At 63.4% G+C, this 24,045-nt stretch carries 22 protein-coding genes and 2 pseudogenes; 11 read left to right on the forward strand and 13 right to left on the reverse strand.

All coding sequences use genetic code 11. The features are described from left to right. Window positions 1-3: 3 nt before the first annotated feature. The 7 genes from ACVMIM_RS22120 to ACVMIM_RS22150 all read left to right on the forward strand — a co-directional run bounded on the left by ACVMIM_RS22120 (window position 4) and on the right by ACVMIM_RS22150 (window position 7,729). Window positions 4-606 (forward strand): ATP-dependent Clp protease proteolytic subunit, encoded by a 603-nt coding sequence (locus ACVMIM_RS22120; protein ID WP_040995107.1) that lies wholly within the window; start codon window positions 4-6, stop codon window positions 604-606. 76 nt (window positions 607-682) lie between these two features. Further along, window positions 683-961 (forward strand): hypothetical protein, encoded by a 279-nt coding sequence (locus ACVMIM_RS22125; RefSeq protein WP_476114556.1) that lies wholly within the window; start codon window positions 683-685, stop codon window positions 959-961. Window positions 962-1,762: 801 nt separating this feature from the next. After that, on the forward strand, window positions 1,763-4,684 hold the full coding sequence (uvrA, locus tag ACVMIM_RS22130; RefSeq protein ID WP_476114557.1) for an excinuclease ABC subunit UvrA: 2,922 nt from the start codon (window positions 1,763-1,765) through the stop codon (window positions 4,682-4,684). 34 nt (window positions 4,685-4,718) lie between these two features. Continuing rightward, window positions 4,719-5,183, forward strand: a complete 465-nt coding sequence (locus tag ACVMIM_RS22135; RefSeq protein ID WP_476114559.1) for a GNAT family N-acetyltransferase — start codon at window positions 4,719-4,721, stop codon at window positions 5,181-5,183. A 27-nt stretch (window positions 5,184-5,210) separates the two neighbouring features. Beyond that, window positions 5,211-6,017: a DUF72 domain-containing protein gene (locus ACVMIM_RS22140; RefSeq protein WP_476114561.1), complete on the forward strand. Its 807-nt coding sequence runs from the start codon at window positions 5,211-5,213 to the stop codon at window positions 6,015-6,017. A gap of 205 nt (window positions 6,018-6,222) precedes the next feature. Further along, complete coding sequence (locus ACVMIM_RS22145) at window positions 6,223-6,474, forward strand: hypothetical protein (RefSeq protein WP_040995120.1); 252 nt, start codon at window positions 6,223-6,225, stop codon at window positions 6,472-6,474. A 109-nt stretch (window positions 6,475-6,583) separates the two neighbouring features. Continuing rightward, window positions 6,584-7,729, forward strand: coding sequence for a GGDEF domain-containing protein (locus ACVMIM_RS22150; protein ID WP_476114563.1), 1,146 nt, complete (start codon window positions 6,584-6,586; stop codon window positions 7,727-7,729). Between the two features lie 124 nt (window positions 7,730-7,853). Here the strand turns inward: ACVMIM_RS22150 and ACVMIM_RS22155 are convergent, their stop codons facing one another. From ACVMIM_RS22155 to ACVMIM_RS22185, 7 genes are all read right to left on the reverse strand, one after another. Further along, a complete protein-coding gene (locus ACVMIM_RS22155) occupies window positions 7,854-8,030 on the reverse strand; it encodes a hypothetical protein (RefSeq protein WP_278048821.1) in 177 nt (58 codons plus the stop codon). 318 nt (window positions 8,031-8,348) lie between these two features. Next, window positions 8,349-9,044 (reverse strand): urea ABC transporter ATP-binding subunit UrtE, encoded by a 696-nt coding sequence (gene urtE, locus ACVMIM_RS22160; RefSeq protein ID WP_476114565.1) that lies wholly within the window; start codon window positions 9,042-9,044, stop codon window positions 8,349-8,351. A 71-nt stretch (window positions 9,045-9,115) separates the two neighbouring features. Beyond that, window positions 9,116-9,862, reverse strand: a complete 747-nt coding sequence (gene urtD, locus ACVMIM_RS22165; protein WP_476114566.1) for an urea ABC transporter ATP-binding protein UrtD — start codon at window positions 9,860-9,862, stop codon at window positions 9,116-9,118. A 6-nt stretch (window positions 9,863-9,868) separates the two neighbouring features. Further along, the gene (gene urtC / locus ACVMIM_RS22170; protein WP_476114568.1) at window positions 9,869-11,092 is read right to left on the reverse strand and encodes an urea ABC transporter permease subunit UrtC; all 1,224 of its coding nucleotides are present in this window, start codon (window positions 11,090-11,092) and stop codon (window positions 9,869-9,871) included. Continuing rightward, a complete protein-coding gene (gene urtB, locus ACVMIM_RS22175; protein WP_476114570.1) occupies window positions 11,089-12,705 on the reverse strand; it encodes an urea ABC transporter permease subunit UrtB in 1,617 nt (538 codons plus the stop codon). Before urtB ends, urtC begins: the two co-directional genes overlap by 4 nt. Window positions 12,706-12,923: 218 nt before the next feature. Next, on the reverse strand, window positions 12,924-14,234 hold the full coding sequence (gene urtA / locus ACVMIM_RS22180; protein ID WP_476114572.1) for an urea ABC transporter substrate-binding protein: 1,311 nt from the start codon (window positions 14,232-14,234) through the stop codon (window positions 12,924-12,926). 101 nt (window positions 14,235-14,335) lie between these two features. Then, window positions 14,336-14,542, reverse strand: a complete 207-nt coding sequence (locus tag ACVMIM_RS22185; protein ID WP_476114573.1) for a hypothetical protein — start codon at window positions 14,540-14,542, stop codon at window positions 14,336-14,338. Between ACVMIM_RS22185 and ACVMIM_RS22190 the strand changes: the two genes are divergently transcribed. After that, window positions 14,541-14,930, forward strand: coding sequence for a hypothetical protein (locus tag ACVMIM_RS22190; RefSeq protein ID WP_476114574.1), 390 nt, complete (start codon window positions 14,541-14,543; stop codon window positions 14,928-14,930). The genes ACVMIM_RS22185 and ACVMIM_RS22190 overlap by 2 nt on opposite strands. A 160-nt stretch (window positions 14,931-15,090) precedes the next feature. On the opposite strand, the pseudogene ACVMIM_RS22195 reads toward ACVMIM_RS22190, so the two are convergent. From ACVMIM_RS22195 to ACVMIM_RS22205, 3 genes and pseudogenes are all read right to left on the reverse strand, one after another. Continuing rightward, window positions 15,091-16,662 (reverse strand): annotated as a pseudogene (locus tag ACVMIM_RS22195) (GMC family oxidoreductase). A 48-nt stretch (window positions 16,663-16,710) separates the two neighbouring features. Further along, a pseudogene (locus ACVMIM_RS22200) lies at window positions 16,711-17,260 on the reverse strand (gluconate 2-dehydrogenase subunit 3 family protein). A 78-nt stretch (window positions 17,261-17,338) separates the two neighbouring features. Further along, window positions 17,339-17,734, reverse strand: a complete 396-nt coding sequence (locus tag ACVMIM_RS22205; protein WP_476114575.1) for a VOC family protein — start codon at window positions 17,732-17,734, stop codon at window positions 17,339-17,341. Between the two features lie 235 nt (window positions 17,735-17,969). Between ACVMIM_RS22205 and ACVMIM_RS22210 the strand changes: the two genes are divergently transcribed. Beyond that, entirely contained in the window at window positions 17,970-18,275 is a 306-nt protein-coding gene (locus ACVMIM_RS22210) for a ribbon-helix-helix domain-containing protein (RefSeq protein WP_040995139.1), read from the forward strand. 28 nt (window positions 18,276-18,303) lie between these two features. Here ACVMIM_RS22210 and ACVMIM_RS22215 read toward each other — a convergent pair whose 3' ends face one another. Together ACVMIM_RS22215 and cckA are read right to left on the reverse strand one after the other, a co-directional pair. Next, window positions 18,304-19,011 carry a purine-nucleoside phosphorylase gene (locus ACVMIM_RS22215; RefSeq protein ID WP_476114576.1) on the reverse strand — a complete coding sequence of 236 codons (708 nt, stop codon included), beginning with the start codon at window positions 19,009-19,011 and terminating at the stop codon, window positions 18,304-18,306. 75 nt (window positions 19,012-19,086) lie between these two features. Further along, the gene (cckA, locus tag ACVMIM_RS22220; RefSeq protein ID WP_476114578.1) at window positions 19,087-21,672 is read right to left on the reverse strand and encodes a cell cycle histidine kinase CckA; all 2,586 of its coding nucleotides are present in this window, start codon (window positions 21,670-21,672) and stop codon (window positions 19,087-19,089) included. 208 nt (window positions 21,673-21,880) lie between these two features. Between cckA and ACVMIM_RS22225 the strand changes: the two genes are divergently transcribed. Further along, on the forward strand, window positions 21,881-22,600 hold the full coding sequence (locus tag ACVMIM_RS22225; protein WP_476114580.1) for a hypothetical protein: 720 nt from the start codon (window positions 21,881-21,883) through the stop codon (window positions 22,598-22,600). Between the two features lie 224 nt (window positions 22,601-22,824). On the opposite strand, the gene dksA is transcribed toward ACVMIM_RS22225, so the two are convergent. Beyond that, the gene (gene dksA, locus ACVMIM_RS22230; protein WP_040972254.1) at window positions 22,825-23,241 is read right to left on the reverse strand and encodes an RNA polymerase-binding protein DksA; all 417 of its coding nucleotides are present in this window, start codon (window positions 23,239-23,241) and stop codon (window positions 22,825-22,827) included. A 248-nt stretch (window positions 23,242-23,489) separates the two neighbouring features. Between dksA and ACVMIM_RS22235 the strand changes: the two genes are divergently transcribed. Beyond that, window positions 23,490-23,993 carry a SixA phosphatase family protein gene (locus ACVMIM_RS22235; protein ID WP_476114582.1) on the forward strand — a complete coding sequence of 168 codons (504 nt, stop codon included), beginning with the start codon at window positions 23,490-23,492 and terminating at the stop codon, window positions 23,991-23,993. Window positions 23,994-24,045 lie beyond the last annotated feature (52 nt).

Consider the following 24,045-nt stretch of genomic DNA (forward strand, 5'->3'; position numbering starts at 1 on the left):
GTCATGAGCATTGCCAATCTGGTGCCGATGGTCATCGAGCAATCGAGCCGCGGCGAGCGCTCCTTCGACATCTTTTCGCGGTTGCTGCGCGAGCGCATCGTCTTCATTAACGGCGAGATCAACGACAACGTGTCGGCGCTGGTCTGCGCGCAGCTTCTGTCGTTGGAATCGGACAATCCCGACAAGGAGATCTCGCTCTACATCAACTCGCCCGGCGGCATGGTGACCAGCGGCTTCGCGATCTACGACACGATGCAATACGTCTCCTGCCCGGTGTCGACGGTCTGCATGGGCTTCGCCGCCTCGATGGGCTCCTTCCTGCTGATGGCCGGCACGCCAGGGCGACGCATCGCCTTGCCCAACACCAGGATCGTGCTGCATCAGCCGCTCGGCGGCTTCCAGGGCCAGGCCTCCGACATCCAGCGCCATGCCGAGGATATTGTGCGCACCAAGCAGCATATGACCGAGCTTTACGCCAAGCATTGCGGCCGAACCTACGAGGAAGTCGAGCGCACGCTCGACCGCGATTATTTCATGAGCGCCGCGGAAGCCAAGGACTGGGGCCTCGTCGACCACGTCTACGACACGCGCAAGAAAGCGGCCTGACTTCGCGAGGCAGACGCGCGGCAATTTGATCGCCGCGCGTCTGGCATCGCTCCAGCCGCGTCCTTATAGTCCGCGCATGACCAATCCGCTCCAACGCAGACAATTATGCGCTGTTCTCGCCGCGCTTGCCGCCGCGCTGGTGTCCGGCACCGCGCTTGCCGACAGCTCGACGCAGAAATTGCCAGGCGTCAGCGACGACTACCGCATCGCCAAGCCGGCGCCGCAGCCGGAACCGGACGACGCGCAGCCCGCCGGCGGCGACGGTTCGTTCAAGATCGGCAACACCGATGTCAGGATCGGTGGCAGCATAACGATCGACATGGCAACCGGCGGCATGAAGCTGCCGAACCACTGAAAACCCTTGCGTCGCTTGTTCGCAAGGCGAGCGCCTCACAAAATGCAAGCCCCATCCCTGCTGTGCAGACGGATGGGGCTTCATGGATCTTAAATCCAACTTTAGCCGGGGGTGGACTGCCGGCGTTCTGTTTCGGATGCAACGCGGCGCTCAGCCGACGATCCGACTATCGTCTCTGATTGTAGGGAATCGGCAAGTCACGGTTTGTCGGGCTGGCGTTTCAAGTCTGCCCTGGCACTTATGCCTGCCGCGGCTCCATCTCCGTGTGGAGCCTCAAGGGACTGTCCGGTGGCGTCATGCTCCGCTCCTGGGTCCGTTGCGACAATGTCGTTCGAAGCGCTAATCGCTATCACCTGCGGCGTCTCGCAGCCGCCAATTGGGCGGCGAGGCCATCGAAAGACGGCCGGCTTCGCTGACGGTTTTGAGACTGCTCCCGCAGGTCCGCGACGTCAACCGTCGACGGCCGGTTACCGAAAAATGTGATCGCCAGGAGATTACGTGAAGGTAAGCTGGATGGTGTGGATCAACGGGGCGGGATTGGCGGTACTGACTTCCACGACGCTCTTGCGACTGTTTCACAACCATTAGCGCGATTGTTTCCACAGGCGCTTTGTCAGGAGCGTGTTCGGCCTTTGTTCTTTCCGCTTGCCCGCTCGCGCGAAAGACGGTTAAACCCATGATCGGCTTCTTCCGTCGAGATTGTGGCGTCTCTCGACGCGGCGGCAAAACAACCTACATATGGGATGGCCGGGAAGAACCCGCCCAATCCAGCAAATTCCAGATCTGAGGCGGCGACCGGCGATGGCCGACCAAAAATACCTTTCCATTCGCGGGGCGCGCGAGCACAATCTCAAGAACGTCGATCTTGACCTGCCGCGCGACAGCCTGATCGTGATGACCGGGCTGTCGGGCTCCGGCAAGTCGTCGCTTGCCTTCGACACCATCTATGCCGAGGGCCAGCGCCGCTATGTCGAAAGCCTGTCGGCGTATGCCCGGCAGTTCCTTGAGATGATGCAGAAGCCCGACGTCGACCAGATCGACGGCCTATCGCCCGCCATTTCCATCGAGCAGAAGACCACCTCGCGAAACCCGCGCTCGACGGTCGGAACCGTCACCGAGATCTACGACTATATGCGCCTGCTCTTCGCGCGTGTCGGCACCCCCTATTCGCCGGCGACAGGCCTGCCGATCGAGAGCCAGACCGTTAGCCAGATGGTCGACCGCGTGCTGGCGCTGGAGGAAGGCACACGTCTCTACTTGCTCGCGCCGATCGTGCGCGGCCGCAAGGGTGAGTACCGCAAGGAACTCCTGGAGCTGCAGAAGAAGGGGTTCCAGCGCGTCAAGGTCGACGGCGTCTTCTACGAGATCGCCGACGTCCCGGCGCTGGACAAGAAGTACAAGCACGACATCGACGTCGTGGTCGACCGCATCGTCGTGCGCGGCGATCTGGCGACCCGGCTCGCGGACTCGATGGAGACCGCGCTGAAGCTCGCGGAAGGTCTTGCGGTCGCCGAGTTCGCCGACCGGCCGCTCGACGCCAGCCTGACCGGCGAAGACTCGGTCAACAAGTCGAAGAACGAGACGCATGAGCGCATCCTGTTCTCGGAGAAATTCGCCTGCCCGGTGTCCGGCTTCACCATTCCCGAGATCGAGCCCCGGCTGTTCTCCTTCAACAACCCGTTCGGCGCCTGTCCGACCTGCGACGGCCTCGGCAGCCAGCGTGCCATCGATCCCAACCTCGTGGTGCCGGACGAGAACGTCTCGCTGCGCGACGGCGCCATCAGCCCGTGGGCGAAGTCGACCTCGCCCTATTACGCGCAGACGCTCGAGGCGCTCGGCAAGGCCTATGGCTTCAAGCTCGGCGACAAGTTCAAGGATCTGAGCGCGGAGGCGAAAGAAGCCGTGCTGCATGGCACCGGCGAGCGCGAGATCACCTTCCAATATGACGACGGCTTGCGTTCCTACAAGACGACCAAGACCTTCGAGGGCGTCATCCCCAATCTCGACCGGCGCTGGAAGGAAACGGAATCGGCCTGGATGCGCGAGGAGATCGAACGCTTCATGTCGGCCACCCCCTGCCCCGCCTGCAACGGCTACCGCCTGAAGCCGGAAGCGCTGGCCGTGAAGATCGCCGGCAAGCATATCGGCGAGGTCACGGAATTGTCGATCCGCAAGGCCGACCAGTGGTTCACCGATCTGCCTTCACAGCTCAACGAGAAGCAGAACGAGATCGCGGTGCGCGTGCTCAAGGAAATCCGCGAGCGGCTGCGCTTCCTCAACGATGTCGGCCTCGACTATCTGACGCTGTCGCGCAACTCCGGCACGCTGTCGGGCGGCGAAAGCCAGCGCATCCGGCTCGCATCGCAGATCGGCTCAGGCCTCACCGGCGTGCTCTATGTGCTGGACGAGCCGTCGATCGGCCTGCACCAGCGCGACAATGCGCGCCTGCTCGATACGCTCAAGCACCTGCGCGACATCGGCAACACGGTGATCGTCGTCGAGCATGACGAGGACGCCATCCTGCATGCCGACTATGTCGTCGACATCGGCCCGGCCGCCGGCATCCATGGCGGCCAGATCATCGCGCAGGGCACGCCGCAGCAGATCATGGCCACGCCCGCTTCGATCACCGGCAAATATCTGTCGGGCGAACTCGAAGTGGCAACGCCGGCCGTGCGCCGCGAGGCGAAGAAGAACCGGCGAATAAAAGTCGTCGGGGCGCGCGGCAACAATCTGAAGAACGTCACGGCGGAGATTCCGCTCGGCACATTCACCTGCGTCACCGGGGTCTCCGGCGGCGGCAAGTCGACCTTCCTGATCGAGACGTTGTTCAAGGCGGCCTCGCGCCGCATCATGGGCTCGCGCGAGCATCCGGCCGAGCATGACCGTATCGAGGGGCTGGAGTTCCTGGACAAGGTCATCGACATCGACCAATCGCCGATCGGCCGCACCCCGCGCTCCAACCCGGCGACCTATACCGGTGCCTTCACGCCGATCCGCGACTGGTTCGCTGGGCTGCCCGAAGCCAAGGCGCGTGGCTACCAGCCGGGTCGCTTCTCCTTCAATGTCAAGGGCGGCCGCTGCGAGGCCTGCCAGGGCGACGGCGTGATCAAGATCGAGATGCACTTCCTGCCCGACGTCTACGTCACCTGCGACGTCTGCCACGGCAAGCGCTATAACCGCGAGACGCTGGACGTGCTGTTCAAGGGCAAGTCGATCGCCGACGTGCTCGACATGACGGTTGAGGAAGGCGTCGAGTTCTTCTCGGCGGTGCCTGGCGTCCGCGACAAGCTGGAGACGCTGAAGCAGGTCGGCCTCGGCTATATCCATATCGGTCAGCAGGCGACGACTTTGTCGGGCGGCGAGGCGCAGCGCATCAAGCTCGCCAAGGAACTGTCGCGCAAGGCGACCGGCAAGACGCTCTACATCCTCGACGAGCCGACGACCGGCCTGCACTTCCACGATGTCGCCAAGCTGCTCGAAGTGCTGCACGAACTGGTCGATCAGGGCAACACGGTGGTGGTGATCGAGCACAATCTGGAGGTGATCAAGACCGCCGACTGGGTGCTCGATCTCGGCCCCGAAGGCGGCGACGGCGGTGGCGAGCTGGTCGCATCGGGCACGCCGGAAGCCATCGTGCGCGAGAAGCGCAGCTACACAGGCCAGTTCCTGAAGGAGCTCCTGGAACGGCGCCCCGGAGGCAAACGCGAAGCGGCCGAGTGAGCGCGCATTTCGTCGGTGTCTGGAGGGCGTTTGAATGACAATTAGAAGAGCGCTTTCCGGTGATCTCCCGGCCGTTGTCGCGCTGACCACGGCCGCCTATGCTCCCTACACCTCTCTGTTCGGCGCCCCGCCAATCCCGGTGACGGAAGACTATGCGCCGCGCATCGAGCGTGGCGAAGTCTGGCTGCTGGAAGAAGGCTCAAAGCTTGCCGGATTGATCGTGCTCGAGCGTCATCCCGATCACGCCATGATCTTCAGTATCGCCGTCGCGCCGGCTTTCCAGGGCAGGAAGCTCGGGATCAGATTGCTCGACTTCGCCGACGAGCAGACGCGCTCCTGGGGCTTGCCGGAGGTGCGGCTCTATACCAATTCGCGCATGGAGCGGAACATCGCGCTCTATTCCGCTTACGGCTATCGCGAAACGGGCCGCCGCGCCAACCCGTACCGGCCAGGATGGACATTGGTCGACATGGTGAAGCCTGTCGACCGAGCAGCCTGATCGCAGTTCGAACGGAGGAGGAAGACGATGACTGCCCAAGGAAAAATCCGCTCCGGCATGGGCGGCTGGACCTTCGAGCCCTGGGACACCTCCTTCTATCCGGAGAAGCTCGCCAAGGCCAAGCAGCTCCACTATGCCAGCCGGCAGGTGCCGACGATCGAGGTCAACGGCACCTATTATTCCAGCTTCAAGGAACCGACTTTCGCCAAGTGGGCCAATGACGCGCCGGAGGGCTTCGTCTTCTCGCTCAAGGGCAACCGCTTCGTCACCAACCGCCGCGTGCTCGGCGAAGCAGGTGAATCGATGATGCGCTTTCTCGGCTCCGGCGTGGCCGCGCTCGGCGAGAAGCTCGGCCCGATCCTGTGGCAATTCGCGCCGGCCAAGAAATTCGACGCCGACGATTTCGAAGCTTTTCTCAAACTTCTGCCCGAGAAGCAGGACGGCGTGCCCCTGCGCCACGCGCTGGAGGTGCGCCACGACAGCTTCATCGTGCCGGAGTTTCCGGCTCTTGCGCGCAAATACAAGGCCGCGATCGTCTATGCCGACCATGCCAAATATCCGGCGATAGCCGACGTCACCGGCGACTTCGTCTATGCGCGGCTGCAGACCGGCAGCGACGACAACCCCGACTGCTACACCCCGAAAGGCCTCGACGAATGGGCAGCGCGAGTGAAGACCTGGGCGGAGGGCAAGCAGCCGGCCGACCTGCCGCGCGCCGATCCCAGGACCGATGCGCCGGTCAAACCGCGCGACGTGTTCGTCTACTTCATCACCGAAGGCAAGGTGCGCGCGCCGTTCGGCGCCATGGCGCTTATGAAGCGGGTGACGTCCTAAAGCTGCGCATCTTTCCGCAGCCCTTCGTTCAAACGCCAGAGCTCTGTCCGGCGCGCTACGCTACGCCAATCGGCGGTTTGATTGTCGGAACCTGCCGGCTATCTTGACCGTTCTGCCTCAGCCGTCAACTGCAGGGACGCAAAGTCGCGGCAGCCACCTCGCGAAACGCTGCCAAATCCCGCAGCGTCGGAAAGGAGCGAGGAAAGTGACCGTTATCCTCGGTGCGTTGCTTACCATCGCAGGCGTCGTGTACATGGCAGTCGCCACGCTGAGGCGTGGACGCCTGAGCGATCCAGCATCCACGGTGCCGGATCGTCCGCCTAACCTGGCAACACCAGGCCCGACACTGGAGCCGCGGCGGCGCGGACTCGGTTTTCTCGGCCTGTCGCAGAATTGGCCGGGTCTGGTGATGATGGGGATCGGCATCATACTGCTGCTGTCGGTGGCGGTCCTCTGACGCTGCGGAATTCCGGCATCTTCACGGCTATCGTAACGTAATCGATACTTCCTTGCTGCACTAATAGCCCACGCCCGGTTCAGGAGCCCGGCGCCGGCGAGGACGGTGCATGCTGCTCGATTACAACTCATTGCTTCTAGCCGTCGGCTTCTCCGCTGCTTGCCTCAGCCTCACGCTGTTCGGAACCTGGCTGACCGCCCGTTCCGACAGATTCCTGCTGACATGGGCGACCAGCGTGCTGGTGGTGGTCGCGGAGGTCTTTGTTTATGACGCCTATATTGATACGCCCGGAACAGCCCTCGGCATCCTGACGCTGGCGCTGCTGCTGTTCGGCTTCTCGGTGATGCTGGGCGCGGCGCACCAGTTCCGGACCGGCCGCTCGCCGCTGTCCCATATCGCGCTTGGCACTGCCATCTCCTTTGCGCTGGCGTTGCCGCCGATGGCGCTTGGCTATGACGGCCTGGGCTTCATGCTTGAGAATTTCCTCGCCGCGCTGCTCCTATTCGGCACCGCGTATGAATATTGGAAGGGTCGCGAGGAGGCACCGGCGCAACTCGTGGGCGTGGCGCTGCTCTATTCGTTGACCGCTGTTTCCTTCGTGCTGTGCGCGGCCGCGCTGGCTTGGGACGGCAAGCTCGTCCTCGGCCACGCGCCGAGCAACTGGGCGGAGGATCTGAGCCTGGTCATCGTCATCGCCTCGATGACTGGCATCGGCGCGCTGTCGCTGGCGCTCAACCAGGGGCGGCTCGCGCGCCACCACAAGCGTGAGGCTGAGACCGACCCGCTGACCGGCCTGCTCAACCGCCGCGCTTTGTTCGACCTGCACGGCAAGACACCGGTCAGCGCTTTCACGGCGGTGGTGGTGTTCGACCTCGATGGCTTCAAGGCCATCAACGACCAGTACGGCCATGCGGCCGGCGACGAGGTGCTGAAGGTTTTTGCCCAGGTGCTCTCCGCCGAACTGCGTCCGAACGACTCCGTCGCCCGCATGGGCGGCGAGGAATTCGCCATGGTGCTGAGGCGCACCTTGCCCGAGACGGCCGAGGCGACGGCCGAACGTGTCAGGGCCGCGTTTGCCGCGCGCATTGTTGAAACAGAAACCGGGCCGCTGCGCTGTACGGTGAGCGCCGGCTTCGCCTTCGGCAGCAGCGATGGCATGAGCTTCGACAAAGTGCTCAGCGCCGCCGATAAGGCGCTCTATGCCGCCAAGCGCGGCGGCCGCAACCGCGTGCTCGACTTCCGTCGAGCCGGTTGAAGCATGTCTCCCGAAAGTGGGAACCGGTTTCGGGGTAAGACATGTGCAAAATCAAAAGCCTAAAGCGCAGGGAGCGAATCTGAAAGATCGCGACGCGCTTCAAAGCTTGGACTGGCCATCGCCCTCAGTGGTGGGCGATCACCTCGTTGAATGCGTCGAGATCGACGTAGAAGACCTTGGTCATTTCGCCCAGCAGATCATCCTCTTCGAAGCCTTGCGACATCAGGATGTTGATCGCCGTCATGATATCGGCGCGATCGGTGAGCCGCCGCTTCTGATAGTCCTCGACAAAACGTTCCATCGCCGTCCCCTGGCACGAATCTTTTTGGACGCGTTGACCGACAATCACTCCAGGGAAAGCTAGGCAGGCTTGCTTGCGTGGAACTTGCGGGCGGTGTGCGCACGCCTTCCCCTAAATTTCGCGACTGATACGGAAAGCGGCCGACTCACCAAGGCCAAGGAAAGACTAACATGCGGTATTCGACGCACCAGAGCGCTCAACAACTCCATCATCCTTGGGCGTAGTGACGCGCGCAGACCCAAACGACGCGAGCGACGCTTCGGCTAAGCTCCGAAATTTTGCCATTGCCAACCAGGGGGCCGCCAGGCCTCACCTCGATCACACCGTCAGGAACTTGCGCACATCCGCCCGGTCGAGGTCTTCGGCGGGGCCGGTATGCACGATCTGGCCGCGATCCATGATGTTGACCTCGTCGGCAAGTTCCCGGCAGAAATCGAGATACTGCTCGACCAGCAGCACGGCGATGCCCGCCTGATCGCGGAGATACCGGATGGCGCGTCCGACATCCTTGATGATCGAGGGCTGGATGCCTTCGGTGGGCTCGTCGAGCACCAGAAGCTTGGGCCGCATCACCAGCGCGCGCCCGATGGCAAGCTGCTGCTGCTGGCCGCCGGAAAGGTCTCCGCCGCGGCGGCTGAGCATCTGCTTCAGCACCGGGAACAGCTCGAAGACATGGCCCGGAATATTGCGGTCGGCTCGCCTGAGCGGCGCAAAGCCGGCTTCCAGGTTCTCGCGCACCGTGAGCAGGGGAAAGACCTCCCTGCCCTGCGGCACGAATGCGATGCCCGACCGGGCGCGATCATACGCCGCGCTCCGGTCGAGCGCCTTCCCCTCGAAGGCAACGCTTCCGCTCGTCAGCCGGTGATGGCCGACGATCGATCTCATCAAACTGGTCTTGCCGACGCCGTTGCGGCCGAGCACGCAGGTGATCTTGCCGGCGCCGGCCTTCAGCGAAACGCCGCGCAAGGCCTGGGCGGCGCCGTAATGCAGCGTGGCGTTGGAAACTTCGAGCATGGGTCAGCCCTTTCTCCAGCGCCGCAGGAAAGCGAAATCGAAACGGTGGAACGGAACCCGCCAGACCATGCTTAGCGCCCCAGATAGACTTCAACGACGCGCTCGTCGGCCGAGACGAAATCGAGCGTGCCTTCCGACAGCACCGAGCCCTCGTGCAGGCAGGTGACCTTGACGCCGAGCTCGCGCACGAAATGCATGTCGTGCTCGACGACGACGACCGAATGGTCGCGGGCGATGTCCTTGAGCAGCCGCGCGGTCTCCTCGGTCTCGGCGTCGGTCATGCCGGCGACCGGCTCGTCGACCAGCAAGAGCTTCGGGTCCTGCGCTAGCAGCATGCCGATCTCCAGCCATTGCTTCTGGCCGTGGCTGAGATTGGCGGCGAGCTCGCCGCGCTTGTCGCCGAGACGGATGATGCCGAGGATATCGTCGATGCGCCGCGTCTCGGCGGCGGAGCGGCGATGGAACAGCGCCGGCAAGATCGAACGCGGCCCCTTCAGCGCCAGCATCAGATTGTCCTCGACGCTGTGGCTCTCGAAGACGGTCGGTTTCTGGAATTTGCGGCCGATGCCCATCATGGCGATCTCGGCCTCGTCGTGGCGCGTGAGGTCCACCTGGCCATCGAAGAAGACCTCGCCCTCGTCCGGCCGCGTCTTGCCGGTGACGATGTCCATCATCGTCGTCTTGCCGGCGCCGTTGGGTCCGATGATCGCCCGCATCTCGCCCTTGTCGAGCACCAGCGACAGACTGTTGATGGCGCGAAAGCCGTCGAAGGAGACCGAGACGCCGTCGAGATACAGGATGGTGTTCGACTTGCTCATGATCGCTCACTCCGCCGGCTGCGGCTCAACGCCGGAGGCGGACCATGCCCCCGGCGTCCTTGCCGCCGAGCGCACGATCTTCGGCTCTGGTGCCTCGCGATCGGCGCCGGCTTCCGCGGCAAGCGAGGCCGCGCGCAGCGCCTTGGCCTTGCCCCGCCAAGCATCCCACATGCCGACGATGCCCTTGGGCAAAAGCAGCGTGACTGCGACAAACAGCCCGCCCAGCGCGAAGAGCCAGAATTCCGGCAGCACGCCGGTGAACCAGGATTTGCCGGCATTGACGAGCAGCGCGCCGATGATCGGACCGACGATGGTGCCGCGCCCGCCGACGGCGGTCCAGATCACCACCTCGATCGAATTCGCCGGATCGAATTCGCCGGGATTGATGATGCCGACCTGCGGCACGTAGAGCGCGCCGGCGATGCCGGCCATGATGGCGGAAACGGTGAAGGCGAACAGCTTGACGTTCTCGGCCCGCCAACCGAGGAAGCGGGTGCGGCTCTCGGCGTCGCGCACCGCGATCAACAGCTTGCCGTATTTGGAGCGGACGATCGCAGCGGTCACGAAGACGGCGAGCGCCAACGTGACCGCGCTCGCCGCAAACAGCGCCGAGCGCGTCGCGTCTGCCTGCACGCTGAAGCCGAGAATGTCCTTGAAGTCGGTCAGGCCGTTATTGCCGCCGAACCCCATATCGTTGCGGAAGAAGGCGAGCAGCAGCGCATAGGTCATCGCCTGGGTGATGATCGACAGATAGACGCCGGTGACGCGGCTGCGGAAGGCGAGCCAGCCGAAGACGAAGGCGAGCAGGCCGGGCACGGCCAGCACCATAAACGCCGCGAACCAGAAATGGTCGAAGCCGTACCAGAACCAGGGCAGTTCCTTGTAGTTCAGGAACACCATGAAATCGGGCAGGATCGGATTGCCATAGACGCCGCGCGAGCCGATCTGGCGCATCAGATACATGCCCATCGCATAGCCGCCGAGCGCGAAGAAGGCGCCGTGGCCGAGCGAGAGGATGCCGCAATAGCCCCACACAAGGTCAAGCGCGAGCGCGAGCAGCGCGTAGCAGAGATATTTGCCGACCAACGCCACGATATAGGGCGGGATATAGAAGGCGCTCTGTGGCGGGACCGCAAGGTTGAGCAGCGGCACGACGATGGCGGCTGCCAGCAAAGCGAGGATCGTGACGGCGATGCGGCGGTCGGCCGAAAGGAAGCGCTGCGCGATCATGCTTCCACCGCCCTGCCCTTCAGCGCGAACAGGCCGCGCGGGCGTTTCTGGATGAACAGGATGATCAGCACGAGCACGACGATCTTGCCGAGCACGGCGCCGGCATAGGGCTCGAGGAACTTGTTGACGATGCCGAGCGAGAAGGCGCCGACCAGCGTGCCCCACAGATTGCCGACGCCGCCGAAGACCACGACCATGAAGCTGTCGATGATGTAGCCCCGGCCGAGATTGGGCGAGACATTGTCGATCTGGCTGAGTGCGACTCCGGCAATGCCGGCGATGCCGGAGCCGAGCGCGAAGGTCAGCGCGTCGACCCAAGGCGTCCTGATGCCCATCGAAGCGGCCATGCGGCGGTTGGCGGTGACGGCACGCATCTGCAGTCCCCAGGGCGTGCGCTTCATGACGTAGAGCAGCACCGCGAACACGGCGAGCGCGAAGACCAGGATCCACAGCCGGTTCCAGGTGATCGCCAACTGACCGATATCGAAGGAGCCCGACATCCAGGATGGATTGCCGACCTCCTGGTTGGTCGGCCCGAAGATTGTGCGCACCGCCTGCTGCAGGATCAGCGAGACCCCCCAGGTGGCCAGAAGCGTCTCCAATGGGCGGCCGTAGAGGAAGCGGATGATGCCGCGTTCGATGGCGAGCCCGACGAGCGCTGCGACCAGAAAGGCGAGCGGCAGCGCGATGACCAGCGACCAGTCGAACAGGCTCGGAAACGAGGTGCGGATCGCCTGCTGGACAACGAAAGTAGTGTAGGCGCCGAGCATCACCATCTCGCCATGCGCCATGTTGATGACGCCCATGACGCCGAAGGTGATGGCGAGCCCGATCGCGGCGAGCAGCAGCACTGATCCCAGCGAAATGCCGTACCAGATATTCTGGCCGGCATCCCACAGGGCCAGCTTGGAGTTGATATGTCTGATCGCGGCGCTCGCCGCGTCCTTGACCGCGCCCTGGGCATTGGCATCGACCGAAGTCAGCAATGAAAGCGCATCGCGATCGCCGCGCGCGGCGATGACCGAGATGGCGGCGAGCTTGTCGGCTTCGGGCTTGTCGGAAACTAGAACCGACGCCGCGCGCGCCTGTTCGAACAGGGCTTTGACTGCCGAGTCGGTTTCGGCCGCTATAGCGGCGTCGAGCGGTTTGATATTCGCCGCGTCCGGCGTTTTGAACATTGTCGCGGCGGCGGCAAGACGCACGCTTGCGTCCTTGGCGCGCAGCGTCAGCGTGCCCAGAGCGTCCCGGATCGTGCGGCGGAGCCCGTTGTTCACTTTGACCTTGGTGAGGTCGGTCTTGGTGGCGTCGGCCGCCTTTTCCCCGCTTAGCGGATCGAGCAATTCGATGCCGTCTCCCGCCTCCCTGCCGACAAAGACCTGGGAGTCGCTCTTGCGAATGTAGAGATTGCCGTCTGCCAGCGCCGAAAGCGGGCGCTCGACGGCCGGATTGCCGCTGGCGGCCAGCTCGCGCACAACGGCCTCGGTGGCCGAGAAACCGGTTGCGACGGCGAATTTGGCGATCGTCGCACGGAGATCGGCCTCGGCCGCCTTCGACGGCGTCAGTCCTCCTATCGTCAGCAGCAACATCAGACCAATTGCGCGCAGCAAAAGCATTGTCGTTTTCAAGCGGCTTTCTCGAGCAATTCCAGAAAAGTGTGAAGCGGTTTTCCGTCCGGAATTGCGCAAACTAGGTTTCGGCGATCTTGTCCGGGCGGGTTGAGGAACCCGCCCGGACAGCGGTCTCGATCGCGGGGCCACTCCACGATCCGCCAGACCTGGGGTCACGGACCAAAGGTCCGGATCGTGGTCACGGACCTAGGTCCGGAGCGGCATCAGTTGGTGCCCTTGCCGCCGCATTTGCCGGTCTTGACGTTGAAATTGCCGCAGCTCAGCGGCGCGCGCCAATCGGAGATCAGATCCTTGGAGTCCGGCAGGTAGTCCGACCACTCGTCGCCCATCACGAGGCCGGGCGTCTGCGAGACGGTCTCGAACTGGCCGTCGGCCTGGATCTCGCCGATCAGCACCGGCTTGGTGATGTGGTGGTTGGGCATCATCGTCGAATAGCCGCCGGTCAGGTTCGGCACCGAAACGCCTACCATGGCGTCGATGACCTTGTCCGGATCGGTGGTGCCGGCTTTCTCGACCGCCTTCACCCACATGTTGAAGCCGATGTAATGGGCCTCCATCGGGTCGTTGGTGGTGCGCTTGTCGTTCTTGATGAACTTGTGCCAGTCGTCGATGAACTTCTTGTTCTCCGGCGTGTCGACGCTTTCAAAGTAGTTCCAGGCGGCGAGATGGCCGACCAGCGGTCCGGTGTCGAGACCGGCGAGTTCCTCCTCGCCGACCGAGAAGGCCATCACCGGGATGTCCTCGGCCTTGATGCCCTGGTTGCCGAGCTCTTTGTAGAACGGCACGTTGGCGTCGCCGTTGACGGTCGAGACGACGGCCGTCTTCTTGCCGGCCGAGCCGAATTTCTTGATCGCCGAAACCTCGGTCTGCCAGTCGGAAAAGCCGAACGGCGTGTAATTGACCATGATGTCCTCGGCCGGCACGCCCTTGGACTTGAGGTAGGCCTCGAGGATCTTGTTGGTGGTGCGCGGATAGACATAGTCGGTGCCTTCGAGCACCCAGCGCTTGACCGAGCCGCCATCGGCGCTCATCAGGTAATCGACCGCCGGAATAGCCTGCTGGTTCGGGGCGGCACCGGTGTAGAACACGTTGCGCTCGCTCTCCTCGCCCTCGTACTGGACGGGATAGAAGAGGATGTTGTCGAGCTCCGAGAACACCGGCAGCACCGACTTGCGCGACACCGAGGTCCAGCAGCCGAACACGGCCGCGACCTTGTCCTTGGAGATCAGCTCGCGCGCCTTCTCGGCGAAAAGCGGCCAGTTGGACGCCGGATCGACGACCACGGCTTCCAGTTTCTTGCCGAGCAGGCCGCCCTTGGCGTTCTGCTCATCGATCAGCATCAGCATGACGTCCTTCAGCGTCGTCTCCGAGATCGCCATGGTCCCCGACAGCGAGTGGAGGATGCCGACCTTGATCGTGTCCTCAGCCGCCCTTGCGGAAGCCGACGCCAGCAGACCGGCCGCGACGACGCCTGCCGACAGCATCTTTGTTATTTTCGCGAAATTACCCCTCATAGACACACTCCCAAGCATGGTTGTTTGCATCGCAACATAGACTGTGCAAGCGATGTGCCAGACGAGAATGCGCCCACCGGGATTTCCGGATAACAATGAAATTACAGCGAGTTATCAGGTAGCCAAGAAACTTTTTGCATCCGCTGCAGCGCGGCGGACTGAGAAAAGTTTACGCAATGCTGCCTAGATTTTGCCCAAATTTTAAGAATGCTCAAACTTTCATCATACAGCCAAAACCAATCCAACTGGCCCTGTTGCAGGCTCATGGCGAAATGGGGCAAGGTCGCCGTGCAAACGAGCGACGTCATGGCCCTGCGAACGATCCTGACTTTCCTGCTTCTTGTATCCGCTGCCGGCGGCGCCCGCGCCGATTTTGCCGACGGCAAGCTCCCCGATGGCGTCTATCACTGCGAGGTCTACCTGCTCGGCCTGTTCCTCAATCTCGGCGAGATCACCATTAAGGGCAGCCTCTACAGCGGCCCGGTGACCTTCGGCGCCCCGCCGCCGCCTCACAATTACCAGATGAACCCCAATGGCGAGATCACCTGGCTCGGTCCGCTCGGCGGCTACACCAGCGGCGGCAATTCGATCTCGATGACCCAGGCGACGCTGGACGACCCGAGCGGTCCTTCCTTCGACATCATCATGAAGCAGCAGGACGGCGCCTTCACGGCCTCGACCTGCACCAGAAGATAGTCGCGGGTTCATATAAAAAGGCGCGGAACCCTCGCGGGTCCCGCGCCAGCAGGCAGTCGGGAGGACCAACGCAATTCCGGGAAACTGCTTAGCGGTTTTCCGTCCGGACTTGCGTCAAACAAAAATAGCTGGAGCGGGTCGGCGGTTACGCCGAACCGCTTCAGATCGTTTTCGCCGACATCTGGGCGGCGATGTAGTCGGCCTGACGGATCGCCAGCGTCACGATGGTCAGCGTCGGGTTCTCCGCCGCGCCGGTGGTGAACTGGCTGCCGTCAGACACGAACAGGTTCTTGATGTCGTGCGACTGGCCATGCTTGTTGACGACGCCGTCCTCCGGCTTCTCGCTCATCCGGTTGGTGCCGAGATTATGAGTGGATGGATAAGGCGGCGTTGGGAAAGTCCTGGTCGCGCCGACAGCGGCATAGAGCGCCTGACCCTGCTTGTAGGCATGGTTGCGCATGGCCTCGTCGTTGGGGTGGTCGTCGAAATGGACGTCGGCGATCGGCATGCCGTGCTCGTCCTTCTCGTTCTTGTGCAGCGTGATGCGGTTTTCCTCGCGCGGCATGTCCTCGCCGACGATCCACAGGCCCGCCATATGGTCGTAATGGTCGAGCGCCGTGGTGAAGGAGCGGCCCCAGCCGCCGGGATTGAGGAAGGCCGCCATGAACGGCAGGCCGAGCGATAGCGTCTCCATCTCATAGCCGCCGACGAAGCCCCGCGAGGGATCATGGCGCGCCTCGTCGCGGATGATGCCGGCCATCGTGGTGCCGCGATACATATGCACCGGCTTGTCGAAGATGGCGTAGACCGAGCCGGTGGTGTGGCGCATGTAGTTCTTGCCCACTTGGCCGGATGAGTTGGCAAGCCCGTGCGGGAATTTGGACGATTCCGAGTTGAGCAACAGGCGCGGGCTCTCGATCGAATTGCCGGCGACGGCGACCGACACGGGCCTTCTGCTCCTGCAGCTTGCCGTCCTTGTCGGCATAGACAACGCCGGTCACCTTGCCGGAAGCGTCATGATTGATCTTGATCGCCATCGAGTTCGGCCGGACCTCCAGATGGCCGGTCGCCTCGCCCTTCGGGATCTCGGTGTAGAGCGTCGACCACTTGGCGCCCCATTTGCAGCCCTGGAAGCAGAAGCCGGTCTGCTGGCAGGAATTGCGGTCGTCGCGCTCCACCGAATTGATGGCCATGTTGCCGGTGTGGCATTCCTTGTAGCCGAGTTTGTCGGCGCCGGCCTTGAGCACCTTGAAATTGTTGTTGCCGGGCAGCCGCGGCCAGTTGTTGGTGCCGGTGACACCCATCTTGGCTTCGGCCTTGGCGTAATAGGGCTCCATCTCGGCCAGCGTCACCGGCCAATCCAGAAGGTTCGCGCCTTGACCTGGCCGTAGGTCGTGGCCGCCTTGAACTCGTGCTCCTGGAAACGGAGCGAAGCGCCCGCCCAGTGTGTGGTCGAGCCGCCGACCGATTTGACGATCCAGGCCGGAAGGTTCGGAAAATCCTTGGCGACGCGCCAGTCGCCGGAAGTGGTGCGCTTGTCCTTCCAGGCGAGTTGGGCGAAGGACTCCCACTCGTCGTTTATAAAGTCGTCATATTCATGGCGGGCGCCCGCCTCGAGGATGACGACGTCGATGCCTTTCTGCGCGAGCTCGTTGCCGAGCGTGCCGCCGCCCGCGCCGGAGCCGATGATGACGACCACGCCGTCGTTGTTGAGATCAAATTGTGCTGCCATGGTTTCCTCCCATGAAATCTATCGAAAGGCGGTTCGTGACAGAGCGGCTCAGAGCCACTCGATGTCGTTGAAGCCGCGCGCGATGTAGCCCGCCCTTGGAGTAGGACTCGCCCTCGTAACCGAAGATCGGCCACACCTCCTTCTGGTTGTAGAGACTGACGACAAGCCCGCCGCGCACCGCCTGGAAGAAGGGCGTCTTCTCGATGCCGGTGAGCAGCGCGACGCGCTCTTCCTCCCAGCCGAGCCCGCGATAGCCGCCCTTGCCGGCCTTCTTGTCGAGCTCGGCGATGCCCTTCTCGATCAGATCCTTATGCGCTGGGTCCTTGCCCGCCGTTTCGTCATGACCCTTGACGGCAATGGCGTAATATTTGTCCGGCACCTGGTCGTGCGGGTAGATGTCGCGCGCCACCTGGATCAGCGTCGCCATTGTCTCGGGCTTCAGCGCCGAGGTCTCGAGACCCCAGGCGTGTTCGGGGCTGATGACGGCGCTGCCGGAGATGATGAGCAGCGCGCCCGCGCCGCCGCGCTTCAGAAGCTCGCGCCGCGAAAGCCCGGCTTTCGTCTCGTGGCCCGGTTTCTTCTCGTAGACTGTAACCATGATTTCCTCCCTGCTTGCTGCTCGCACCCCTGAGGGAGTGCCGTTGCTGGCGCCGCGCCTCTCCGCGGCGAATATCTCCTATTGGAAGCGTCCTCCCCGCTGCAGGACCTCGATCTTGTAACCGTCGGGATCGTCGATGAAGAAGAAGCGGGCGATCAGCGCCCCGTCGTGGTTGAACTCGACGATCTTCTTAGGATTGAGACCGAGCGCGCCGATCCGGTCGTGCTCGCTGTCGAGATCGGCGACCGAGACGGCGAGATGGCCGTATCCGTCACCAAGCGCATAGGGCTCGGTGCGCCCCTTGTTCACGGTCAGTTCCACCTCGAAAGGCGAACTCTCATTGCTGAGATAGATCAGCGTGAAGGTCTCGAAATCGAGCCGCTGCGCGACTTCGAGCCCGAAGGCCTTGTTGTAGAAATCGACGGACCGCGCCTCGTCGAGAACCCTGATCATGGAATGGATCGTCTTCGCCAAATCGGACTCCGTGAGCTTCATGCTTTCGAAGCCGATTATGCGCGCCGGCGAAAAATGGTGGTGGCAGCCGATTACCACGCATGCGGCTTGAAAATGGGTAGTCTCGCCGCGCGTAAGGACGAAAGTCTGATTGCCGTCGACGGCTATCGGATCGAAAATGACCGACGCAGGCAGTGTTCAAAAAGGCGCCAGCCAACCAATCGGCGCCCAAGACAAACAACAACGGGAGGTACCGATGTGCAGAGTCTTCGCCGGGCAGGACCCGGAAGGCTACCGGCAGATCAACAGATCGATCCGCATCGACGGTCACTCGACCAGCATCCAGCTCGAGGCGACATTCTGGGGTCTGCTTGACGAGATCGCCGACAGCCAGGGACTGACGACCCCGAAATTCATCTCGAAGCTCTATGACGAGGCGATCGAGATCAACGGCCAGATCCCCAACTTCGCTTCCATGCTGCGCACGACCTGCGCGCTTTATCTGCGCGGCCACCGGCCCAGCGCCGAGGACCAGGCCGCATTGAAGCGGGAGGCCGCCTAAGCCGTTTTCCGTCAAACGGTGAAACGCCCTAGTCTTCAGCCGCGACTTCGAGCGCCAGCCGGGTCATGTCGGTAAAGAGGGCCTGGCGCTCCGAATAATCGGTCAGCTCGCCGGTGGCGATATGATCGACCACGGTGAGCAGCGACAGCGCCCGCGCGCCGAACTGCGCCGCAATCCGATAGAGCGCGCTGGTCTCCATATCGACCGCCAGCGCGCCCAGCGCCATCGGCTCGTCGAACCGGGCTCGGCCCTCGGGGTGGTGGAACACGTCGCTGCAAATCGTCAGTCCGGCGCTGCAGGCGACGCCGAGGTCGGTTGCGCGTCGCAGCGCCAGCGCATGCAGCGCCGGGTCCGGTCCCGCCGGCTGGTACAGCCCGAAAACCTGCCCGCTGTTTGCGCCCTCGGCCCGCACATGACTGGAGATGACGACACCACGCAAGGGCACCTCTTCCGACAAGCCGCCGCATGTGCCGGTGCGTATCAACGTTTTGACGCCGTAATAGTCCAGAAGCTCAAAGGCATAAATCAGGAAAGACGACACCCCGATCCCGGTCGCCTGGATGCTGATCGGCTTGCCGCGGAACAAACCGGTGAAGCCCAGCGCGCCCCTTCGGCGGTTCACTGAGCGCGGTTTGTCCAGGAAAGTTTCCGCCATCCATTGCGCGCGCTCGGGATCACCCGGCAACAGCACGGTTTCGGCATAGTCCCCCCGGCCCGCCTCGATATGCGGCGTCACGCGCTACCACCCCATGATAGACCCATCCGGTCGTCATCATGACAGGGTGGCCGCAATCTGCAAGCGCTGGCTTATTTAGGATCCCAGAACGTCCTTGACGATCGTCGCCAGTTGCTTGAGCGAGAACGGTTTCGGCAGGAAGCCGAAATGCGCGTCGGCCGGCAGGTTCTTCGCAAAGGCGTCTTCGGCATAGCCCGAAACGAACACGAACTTGATATCCGGCTGGCGCTTGCGGAGCTCGCCGAGCAATGTCGGCCCGTCCATCTCTGGCATCACCACGTCGGACACCACGATATCGACCTTGCCGCCGAGCGCCTCGAACACCTCAAGCGCCTCGACGCCGGATGACGCCTCGTGCACGGTATAGCCGCGCGAGGTCAGCGCCCTGACGCCACCCATGCGCACCGCGTCCTCGTCCTCGACCAGAAGCACGGTGGCCGAGCCGGAAAGGTCTTTTGCGGTGTCGGCCGGCTTGGCCGGGACCGTCGCCGCGGCCGCCGGCACCTCGCCGGGCTCTGCCTGCTTTTTCACCTCAGCGATGTGGCGCGGCAGGAAGATACGGAACACCGTGCCCTTGCCGACTTCGGAATCGCAGAAGATGAAGCCGCCGGTCTGCTTGATGATGCCGTAGACCATCGACAAGCCGAGGCCGGTGCCCTTGCCCACTTCCTTGGTCGTGAAGAACGGCTCGAAGATCTTCTTCAGCACATCGGGCGCTATGCCGCTGCCGGTGTCCTCGACATCGACGAGCACATAGTCGGCCGGCGTCAGCTCGCGATAGGCAAAGGATTTGGACTCTTCCGCCGTCACGTTGCGGGTGCGCACGGTGAGGTCGCCCCCGCCCGGCATGGCGTCGCGCGCATTGACGGCGAGATTGACCACCACCTGCTCGAACTGGCCGATATCGACCTTGACCGGCCAAAGGTCGCGGCCGTGGTCGATCTTGAGCTTGATGTCGTTGCCGACCAGCCGGGCGAGCAGCATTCTGAGGTCGGCGAGAACATCGGTCAGGTTGAGCACTTCCGGCCGCAGCGTCTGCTTGCGCGAGAAGGCGAGCAATTGCCGCACGAGCGAGGCCGCCCGGTTGGCGTTCTGCTTGATGTTCATGATGTCGGGGAAGGACGGGTCCGACGGCCGGTGGTTGGTCAACAGAAGGTCGGACGCCATGATGATGGCGGTCAGCACGTTGTTGAAGTCATGCGCGATGCCCCCGGCGAGCTGGCCGACCGCCTGCATCTTCTGGCTCTGCGCCATCTGGCCCTCGAGGGCCTTCTGTTCCGTGGTCTCGACCGCATAGACGATCGCGGATTCCTCGGCGCTCTCGCCGCCCGCGCTGTCGGCGACGGCATTGACGTAGAAGCGGATGTGACGCTCCTCATTGGCGGGCAGCACGGAGTCGATCGGCTCGATATTGGCCTGCCGCTGCCTGGCCTTCTCGAAGGCGGCCGCGAAGGCCGGCCGGTCGCGCTCGTGAACGATGGTCTCGAAGCGCACTCGCCGGTCGACGGCATCGCGGTCGACCACGGACGAAAACAGCTGCAGGAACGGCGCGTTGGTGCGCAGGATGCGTCCGTTCGCATCGACGCCGGCAATCGCCATCGGCGTCGAGTTGAAGAAGCGCGTGAAGCGAACCTCCGACGCTCTGAGTTCGGCCGAAGCGTCCTCGCCCTGTGTGCGATTGAGCACGATCGTGCGGGTCGGGCCGTTCACGCCTTCGCGGCTTGCCGAAACCCGATGCATGAAGCGCACCGGCAGCGCCTGGCCGCTCATGGTGGTGAGATCGAGGTCGATGACGGCGTTGCGCGTGGTGCCGGGATCGGCCTTGACGGAACGCACCAGCGCCATGCCGTCGCCGGCGATGATCTCCGGCAGTGTGATGGCGCCCGGCGTGAAGGAGGCGAGGTCGATGCCAAGCCACTCGGCGAGCGTGGCGTTGATATAGGTGACGCGGCCTTCCTGATCGGCCGAGAAGAATCCGGCGGGCGCATGGTCGAGATGGTCGATGGCCTTCTGCAGGTCGAGGAAGAAACGCTCCTGCTCCGCCCGTTCCTGCGAGATGTCGGCGAGCTGCCAGGCCAGCATCGGCAGCCTTTGTCCGGGCATGCTGAAGGCGCGGGCGCGGGCACGATACCAGCGCGCGCCGGGTTCGGCGCCCGGCTTGATCGATTGCGCCAGCCGGAACTCGCCGTCGCCCGCTTGGCCGTCACGCAGGCCGGACGCCAGCCGGTAGATCGTCATCGAGGCCTCGGGAACATCCGACAACAGCCCTTCGACGGTCTTGAGATCGGCGGCCGAGGCGGCACCCGTCATGTCGGCATAGGCGCGGTTGGCATAGACGACGCGGCCCTTGGTGTCGGTGACCAGCAGGCCCTGCGACATCGAGTCGACGAAGGCTTTCGACAATTCGTCGCCCGTCGACCGCGGCGCGACCTGCACGAAGCCGATCGCGGTCGCGAACAGGAACCCGACGCCGATCATGGCGAGCACGCCGAGCATGCCGAGCAGGAAAGGATCGCCGAGCCGCTCGCGGAAAAGCCCGAAGACGATCGCGGCGCCCGTCAAGACGACGATGAAGACGATGAGCCTGGTGACGGCGCCCGGACGCGTGTTCTGGTCGACGATCGGTACCGGATAGAAATCGCCGCGCGCTTCCTTGGCCATGTTCCCCCTGCTCGTGATTCCGGTGTCCGATGGGCGCGGACGGTCGGTTGAATCACATTCTCCTGTAACGGAAAAGGCCCCGGCGGCAAATGTCCGATAAAATCAACGATTCATGTCTCAAACTGTTCACGATCGGTGAAGTGAACTTGCGGCCGGCCGCCGCGGCGGTCTAGTGTCGCCTCACTCGAAAAGGCGATTGGGTGCACCGATGCTGCAGTGGCTGGATAACGTGGCGGGTCCGGGTTATGTCGCTGCAATCCTGTGGACGTTCGCAGCGCTCATTCTGCTTGTCGTCGTCCTGCTCGTCATCAAGGTCGTGCGCAACCTGACCTTCGGCACGTTCGTGGCGGGCGGCAGGAACCGCAAGACGCGCCTTGCGGTCATGGACGCCACCGCCGTCGACAGCCATCGCCGCCTGGTGCTGGTACGCCGCGACGACATCGAGCACCTGATCCTGATCGGCGGGCCGACCGATGTCGTGGTCGAGCGCGATATCCGGCTCGCGGCATCTCGCCGGCCGGCGCTGACCGGCGACAGCGGCCAGCAGCAGGCGACCGCCGCGCGCCCGCGCACGCCGCAGCCGGCACCTCCGCCCGCACCCGCCCCCACCAGACAACCGCCGCCGGCTGCCTCCCAGCCATCTGCTGCCGCACGCCCGCGCGCGCCGGCGCCCGCTCCCGCGCCGGCGGCGCCCACCCAGCCGACGGCCAGAGTCATGCCGCTGCCGGGCTACGGGACGACCAACGGCAGCGCCAGATACACGCCGCCGCCCTCAAATGATTCCATCGACGACACGTTGATGCAGGAGCTCGAGACCTCTCTCGACGAGACGCACGCCCAGCCGGCCGCAAGCAAACCCGCGCCCAAGCCTTCCCTCGACGACGAGATGACCAAGCTGCTTGGCGAGTTGGGCAGCCACAAGCGCTGATCTTGCGGCAGGTTGCCGGTCCGGGCGAACCTCTCCGTGCCCTTAATGCAATTCCTGGAAAAGTGCGCAGCGGCCAAGCTTGGCTACTTCGCCGTAGCCTTCGATCCGGATTCGTCAAGCAAAGAGAGAGTGTTTCACGGTTTCCGTGAAACACTCTGGTGCTGAGAACAAAAATGGCCGGAAATCCGGCCATTTTCTATGTTTTCTTGCCTATTCGGTTCGCCTCAGTCGTCGCGATAGACCTTCTCACGGCGCTCGTGGCGCTCTTGCGCCTCGATCGACAGCGTCGCGATCGGACGCGCGTCGAGCCGCTTCAGCGCGATCGGCTCCCCGGTCTCCTCGCAATAGCCGTAGGTGCCTTCGTCGATTCGCTGGAGCGCGGAGTCGATTTTCGAGATGAGCTTGCGTTGACGATCGCGGGCGCGCAATTCGATGGCGCGGTCGGTTTCGGAGGAGGCGCGATCGGCTAGGTCGGGATGGTTGGCGTTTTCCTGCTGCAGGATTTCGAGGGTTTCGCGCGCTTCGCGCAGAATGTCGTTCTTCCAAGTGATAAGCTTTTGGCGGAAGTACGATTTTTGCCGTTCGTTCATGAACGGCTCGTCTTCGGAGGGTACGTAATCGGCGGTAACGATGTCGTTCATTCGACTCACCCAACAACCCCAAATTTGGCGCCTATATATTCGGGGACAAGAGCCTGCACAAGCGCTATCGGCGACAGTTTCACGCAATTGTTAGTCTCACATCGGCAGCTCCGGCGACGACGTTGTTTCAACGGCAGAAAACGAATTCGCGCATGATTCGTTGCAGTCGCCGGTATCGGCCATTGTGCAGGACATCGTTCTGGTGACTAATCGCGCTTTGTTTCGAAGGAAGCGCCATGGGGGTCCGTTTGAGCAGGCTTTTTCTGTTGCGGCACGCCAAAGCCGGCTGGGCGCTGCCCGGCGTGCGCGATTTCGACCGTCCGCTCGACGAATCGGGCATGGCCGATGCCGAAGCAATCGGAGAGGCCATGCGGGTCCGCAACTATGTGCCGGACGTCACGCTTTGCTCCAACGCCAAGCGGGCAAGGCAGACGCTGGAAGGCCTGGCGGGGCGCACCGACACCGGCCGGGTCTTGTTTTTCGATACGCTCTACAGCGAGGATGCGGCCGGCTATCTCGACATCATCCGCAAAAATGGCGGCGCCGATCAGCTTCTGGTGATCGGCCACAATCCCATGACCGAGGATCTGGCCATAGCGGTGTCGGGCGACGGCGACGAGGCGGCGCGCGGCATGATGGACCACGGTTTTCCGACCTCCGGCCTCGCCGTGGTGCGCTTTCCCGGCAATCTTGCGGAAGCGGCTCAGGGCAGCGGCTACCTCGAGGCCTTTCTCACGCCGGCCGACCTTTGAGGTCATTTCAAACCCGCAGTCCAGGGCCTATATCGGGCGCGGACGCGCAACC

This window comes from Mesorhizobium sp. USDA 4413, from assembly GCF_056280365.1.